At 38.3% G+C, this 6,430-nt stretch carries 6 protein-coding genes; 5 read left to right on the forward strand and 1 reads right to left on the reverse strand.

Going from position 1 to position 6,430, the window contains the following annotated elements; translation table 11 throughout:
* Positions 1–2 precede the first annotated feature (2 nt).
* Together H5232_RS12740 and H5232_RS12745 are read left to right on the forward strand one after the other, a co-directional pair.
* A complete protein-coding gene (locus H5232_RS12740) occupies positions 3–1,283 on the forward strand; it encodes a Y-family DNA polymerase (RefSeq protein WP_182830983.1) in 1,281 nt (426 codons plus the stop codon).
* Positions 1,284–1,498: 215 nt separating this feature from the next.
* Complete coding sequence (locus tag H5232_RS12745; protein WP_182830984.1) at positions 1,499–2,485, forward strand: hypothetical protein; 987 nt, start codon at positions 1,499–1,501, stop codon at positions 2,483–2,485.
* 216 nt (positions 2,486–2,701) lie between these two features.
* On the opposite strand, the gene H5232_RS12750 is transcribed toward H5232_RS12745, so the two are convergent.
* Complete coding sequence (locus H5232_RS12750) at positions 2,702–3,160, reverse strand: hypothetical protein (RefSeq protein WP_182830985.1); 459 nt, start codon at positions 3,158–3,160, stop codon at positions 2,702–2,704.
* A 222-nt stretch (positions 3,161–3,382) separates the two neighbouring features.
* Here H5232_RS12750 and H5232_RS12755 point away from each other — a divergent pair, with 222 nt between their 5' ends.
* From H5232_RS12755 to H5232_RS12765, 3 genes are read left to right on the forward strand one after another with little or no spacing between them, the layout of a single operon-like run.
* Complete coding sequence (locus H5232_RS12755; protein ID WP_182830986.1) at positions 3,383–4,594, forward strand: ParA family protein; 1,212 nt, start codon at positions 3,383–3,385, stop codon at positions 4,592–4,594.
* Positions 4,595–4,596: 2 nt separating this feature from the next.
* A complete protein-coding gene (locus tag H5232_RS12760; RefSeq protein ID WP_182830987.1) occupies positions 4,597–5,685 on the forward strand; it encodes a ParB family protein in 1,089 nt (362 codons plus the stop codon).
* 52 nt (positions 5,686–5,737) lie between these two features.
* A complete protein-coding gene (locus H5232_RS12765; RefSeq protein ID WP_182830988.1) occupies positions 5,738–6,331 on the forward strand; it encodes a DUF6602 domain-containing protein in 594 nt (197 codons plus the stop codon).
* Positions 6,332–6,430: the final 99 nt, after the last annotated feature.

Genomic DNA, 6,430 nt, shown 5'->3' on the forward strand with positions numbered 1-6,430 from the left:
CTATGTGGGTTCTTTGTGATATCAACGCTGCTTACGTTTCGTTTTGCCAACTCTTTAACCCCCAGTACGACTTTGATAAAACCCCTCTTGGAGTACTCAGTTCAAACCAGGGTAACGTAGTAGCTCGAAATCAAGCTATCAAAGATTTAGGTATCAAAATGGGAGAGCCTGCATTTAAAGTTAAACAGCTGGTGGCTGCGCATGGTGGCCACTTGTGGGGAAGCAATTTCACGCTGTTTGGTGATTTGAGTAACCGTTTTCATACAGAGTTAGAGCATTTCTTATTCGATACAATGCGATACTCTGTTGATGAATGCTTTGGGCGCATCGATATAAACTATACAAAGGATATAAAAGAGTACGCGCACACCATACAGAGGACACTTAAGAGGAACTTAGGTATTGGCTGTGGCTTGGGTATATCTCAGACAATGACACTAGCCAAGCTTGGAAGTCACTGTGCCAAAAAGAAAGAGTGGAAAGAACACACTAAAGGCGTGGTTGTATTAGATTCTCAATACAAAATTGATTGGGCTCTTAAACATACTTCTGTAGAGGATATTTGGGGGGTTGGAAGTAGAACAACTAAAAAACTAAATAAATTTGGTATCTATACGGGATATGACCTTAAAAATGCCGACATTAGTTGGATAAAAAAGACGTTCACCGTTGTTCTTGCCCGTACTGTGGAAGAGTTGCGGGGAAAGCCTGCGGTAGAATTGAAAGATATAAACGACTCTCGCGATAGAATTTGCGTATCTCAGAGTATGGGAAAACCGGTGATAGAGCTTACGGAGCTTTCTGAAGCTGTTACAGCACATGCAACAAAGGCAGCGTTTAAGCTTCGTCGATTTAAATCTTATACATCAGCAATAACAATATTCATCCACACGGATTCATTTAGACAGGCAGAGCCGCAGTATCATAAGTCACAATCAATAAAACTACCCTACCCCACCGCGGATACATCAACACTGGTGTCTTATGCTAGCTTCGCTTTAAAAGCTATTTTTAAAAAGGGGTTTAAATATAAAAAAGCAGGCGTTATTTTTGAAGAACTTTCATTACACGATGATATGCAACAACTTGAGCTATTATCGGAGACTTTACCACTGAATATTAGCTCAAAAACGTTAGTCATTGATGAGATAAATAGAAAATTTGGACGAAGTGCAATAAATCTCGCAAGTGAAGGGTTCTCTCAGTCTTGGCGCCCTAAAGATGATTTAGCACCTTTGAGTTATACAACAAAACTTTCAGATTTACCTATTGCGAAAGCATAAAGGCTATTTAGAAGAACCCTATCAAGGTGTAAACCCCAGAGTAAATAAAATAACCCAACCCAATTGAAAGAATGGTAATGTTAAAAGCCAACATGAATAGCTTAAAATTATGCGATAAATCGGGCACTTCCATGATGCACCTACAGTGTATTTTAATGTTATTAAATCATGTATAGCAGACTATCTTAAATAATTCCTTAAATTAAGGTACAAACATGCACGAAATACCGGTCCTATTTGGTATCAATAACTCAGGTCATTTAATTGCAGCTCAATCGATTCAAGTGGGCGGAACCTATACTTGTCCATATTGTGGTGAAGCACTTAAATGTGATTTGTCTTCTATGCAAAATAAGATGCTCATCCACCCAGAAACTAATAACTGCATCAGCCTAAGTGATAGCTACAGGAAAGCCAAAGAACTAATTAAAAGTGTCATCTTAGAAAACAAAAAGGCTGAGACAACAATACAGATCCATCAAAATTGCTATCAATGCCTCAAAGAAATACAAAGAGATATAAAATATTGTACGTTTGAAGGGGTTCAAACTGATTATTACTACCATGACTCAGTATGTGATGTGATTGGGCAATTTAGCCATAAAGGACAGTCAATCTATTTGGGCATTGAAATTGTATCTGAACAAGAGCAAGATTGGAGACCATATAGCATTTCAAATGGTTCGGCATTAAGAAGCTGGATCAAACTAAAAGCCTCTGACGTTATTAAAGATCCATACAATTGGCGACCTCTAAATTCAAAGTTATCACCAAGGCTTTGCCAATCATGCAGCAATACCAGCAAGAAGAGCTCTAAAATAATTGCTGTTGCCGATAAGTACTCAATTCCTAGAGAACTGTATACAACCACTCGCAAATCCCCAGTTAAGCCGTTCATAGCCGACATTGAAACTTGCTATAGATGTTCAGAAATAATCCCCGTATTTTGGTGGTTAGGGACGCCATTTTGCGAAGATGAACCACCATTTCCACGCCCTTATACAATTGAGCTGAGATTTTCCAAGCAATACGGAGGTAAGTACTGGGCAAACACTTGCCCTAATTGTAAATCAATACAAGGTGATAACCATCTCCATGTATTTGAAACAGCGCAATTCAAAGATTTACTATCACCTAAAGTTAAAAACAGGGAGTCTAATGCTGTTAGCATGCTCATGGAGCGTACCAAGCTATTCTATTAATGCGCTAGCTATGGGCGCAGCACTTCACTAATGAAAGGCATTAGTAGGAAGCGTATAGCCGCGTATTCACACACTAAATAAAGCAGCCCTAAGGCCAGGCTAAAGTTAAAGCATAAAATTATGAATATAATCGCGGTGAGTAAGAGGAAAGCTAATAAAATCATAGCTAAGATGTTAGGGTTTTGAATTAGCCAGTATATAAACACTTTCATGGAGTTATCTGCTCAATGCTTCAAAGTCTATCAATTCTCCCGTATATGTATCTTTTACAACCCCATTTTCAACGGTAACGTAGATAACATTATACAACCCACTCTTCTTAGTAATACGGATAGAAGCATATGACGAAACAAGTTTTTTAACTGTATCTTCAAGCGTCTTAACATCACTTAATTTGACGTCATCATGCCCAATTCGTTTTAAAGTAAACATTCGATTACAACTCCTTTGATTATGATGTGAGTGCCAAGCAGACATACAAACGATGGCTCTCCCTATCATGGCTATACCAGCGACAAAGCCTATGAACGTCACAAATAGCAGTATGAAATCAGCTTTACCTGTCATACAAAACAGATAAGCATAGAAAGCTCCTGCACTAAAAAACATCAAACCCAAACACAGCTCAAATAAATTAAGCCATCGCTCGGCCATTGAGTATTGCTGACTATCCATAGGAAACACCAGATAATTAATAACTGACGACCATCCTATGCTATCCAGTAAATCGCGCTTAACAGCGTGAAAAAATCAAAATTTATAAGAAAAACAGGCTTTTTTAAGAAGAATTTGAGATATTATTTTAAGCATTAAAAATTAGCTCATACTTTAATTTTTGCTTTACCATCTAAAAATTAAAGCATACACTACAAAGAAACACATTCAGTAAGGTTCACAATGACTATCTCTAAAGTAGATGCTACCGATATCTCGTTTGACGAGCTAAAAGAAGGTTCAGAACTGTACATTCAACGCCGTAATAGACGCCTTCTAAATAACCACCGTAAAGAGCTTAGAGTGTTTACTAAAGCTGAAGCAGTGGCGTATTTAGATATTGATGCAAGAACGTTAGATAAGTACTGTAAAGCTCTAAAGATCAACCCTAGAAGACATGAAGAGAGTCAGTGGTTATTAGATATCGAAGAAGTCTACAAAGTACGAGATTCACTTCCTGAAGAACTTAAAAAACAATTACCATTTGTTCGCAGCGAAAGCCAAGACCTACAAGTTATAGTTGTTCAAAATCAAAAAGGCGGTGTTGGTAAGACTGTTACTGCAGCGACAGCTGCATCTGGTTTGGCAACTGAGTTTCATCAAAACTATCGTGTTGGCTTAATTGATATGGATGGCCAAGGCACTTTATCAATGTATTACGCTCCTGAGTCAGCGCAAGAAGGCTGCTTATCTGTTGGTGACTTAATTATGGGCAACTATGAGCTTGATGAAAACGAAACGCTTAAAGCAGCTATCAGTGAAGCGTTTTTGCCGACAACTATTCCTAACTTGCGTATTTTACCAGCCTCACAATCAGACCGAGCAATTGAGGGCTGGTTCCATGAAGCAGTATTCAACCAGCAACTAAGTTCACCTTATTCAATACTGCACGACATCATTGAACAAGTTAAAGATGAATTCGATATCATTATCATAGATACGCCTCCATCACTAGGCTACGCGACATACAACGCGTATTACGCTGGTACGAGTGTTATTTTCCCATTATCTGTTACTGAAAATGATATTGATGCTACGTGCTCATATTTTAGTTATATCCCGCAAGTATGGACGCTGCTAAAAAATGCGAAACACCCGGGTTATGACTTTATGAAAATACTACTTACAAATCATAAAGAGAGTTCAACCACTACTGATTTACAGAACAACCTCTATGATAGTTTTTCAACTTACCTTTACTCAACAGAGTTCAACAATAGTGAAGCTGTGAGACAAGCTTCATCATTACTATCAACCGTATTTGATATGTCTAAAAGTGAATACCCTAAAACCAAAATGACTTTCCAGAATGCACAACAAAATGGATATGAAGTTACCAGCCAACTACACCGTGATATTCAAAAAGTGTGGCGCGAACAAGAGAAGGAGCAATAAAAATGGCTAAAAAAAGAGGTGCGGTCTCTCCACTCGGCAACACAGCAGGCTCAGAAGAAGCTATTGCAGATAGCAATAAGAACCAACTTGAGAGTTTGGCCAAGCGCTTGAGAATTGAAGCTGAAAAGAGTGAAACACCACTTGATGAAGTGCTATCTAAGCACCTGGGAGTGGTCAGCGTAGGTCAGAGTAAAGTATGGACATTAAAGTCAGGTCAAGAAGCCACATTCACGCCGGTTACGTTGTCATATGAGCAACTTAAATCAAATACAGTCGTCACTTTTGAAATTAATGGGCGAGAGCAATCACTATTAACAGAAGAGTCGCTTCAAGACTTATCAACATTAGATAATCAACAGTTCTACCCAGCAATTGGTCGACGTCTACCTGATAATAAGATTGACGTTCTTGATGGTTCACGCCGTCGCGCCTATGTACTTGAGAAAAGCGGTGCTATAGAAACTTTCTCAATGCTAGTTACTGATGACGAAATCAGTCTAAGCGATGCAAAGGCTCTCGCTACATCACTACAGTCAGTTAAAGAGCATAGCTTACGTGAAATTGGATTACTCCTAGAGCGAGACAAAGAGGCGTACTTAGTTGAGCATGGCAAAAAGTTGAACCAGGCTGAGTTAGCGGAACGTCATGGCTTAAGTCAATCAAAGGTAAGCAAAGCACTGCAGGCCGCAACAATCGATAGTGATTTAATTTCTGTTTTTCCAGATATTTCATTGCTCAACCACAATGACTATAAAGCGCTATTGGCAACACAGGCTTTATTAGGTGATCAACTAAGTGATTTCACTGAAGAGCTAAAAAGTAAAGTTAATGAGCTAAAAGTTAGCGGTGGCTTAATCAAAGAAGACCTTAAAGACAAACTCAGCAAACTAATAGCGGATGAATCTAAGTCCTTCAAGCCAACTACAGATAAACCAGTTGTGACGACATTATTCAAATTTGAAAATAAAGATCAGTTTGCTCGCAAAAAAGTGAAAGGAAGAAACTTTTCTTATGAATTTGGTCGAGTTCCAAAGGATATTCAAGAAAAGTTAGACAAAGCGGTGGCGGAAGTTCTAAACGATATGAATTAGCAACTCCATAGATGTTAGAAAAATATTTAGTTATTCGGTTGGTATTCCATAAATGAAAAGCAGAATTTACACATACAATGATGAAACTGACCTAGAAAAAGTACTCTTCAGGCCTGATTCATATAAAGCACCACAAAGTCGAATCCATATGGAACTATCACGTTTTGCATATTCATTTCGTTCCGAAGTGAATTACTTAAATGGGGTTACAACTTACAATCCATCAATCGCTGGCGATCAGGCAGAAAAAAGCTGGATGAAGTTCATATTGGGTATTCTCCCAGAGCCATACTTTAAAGTATTCACAAAAAAGTGCATTAGATTTGATGATGGGACTATCTCACCAGAGTTAGATATTGTAATAACAAAAGGCATGCCTCGTATCAGTGAATCAAATTATTTAGATGAACACTTTATTGTTGCTGCCATTGAAGTCAAATTAAAACTAAGAACTAGTCACTTAAAAAAAACATTTGAAACAAGTGTGAAACTCAACAGATCAAAACGTAGGGGTTCAATCAGAAATGAACTGTGTAGGAAAATCATTTTTGGAGTGGTTGCTCATACAAGTGAGTTTACAACCGAGAAATTATCATTTAATGCTAAATCAGAAAAAGAGAGTAAGCGTCTAGCTAACGACACCTAGCTTTGCTTTATGTTCCAAGGTAACAACGGCTCAAGGTTACTTGGCTGCTCTGCAATGTGTTGCAAGCACGTTGAGATGTAATCATGCACTACAAGGTCA

Source organism: Pseudoalteromonas sp. SG41-5, from assembly GCF_014164495.1.
In the GTDB taxonomy this organism is placed as follows: Bacteria; Pseudomonadota; Gammaproteobacteria; order Enterobacterales; family Alteromonadaceae; genus Pseudoalteromonas; species Pseudoalteromonas rhizosphaerae.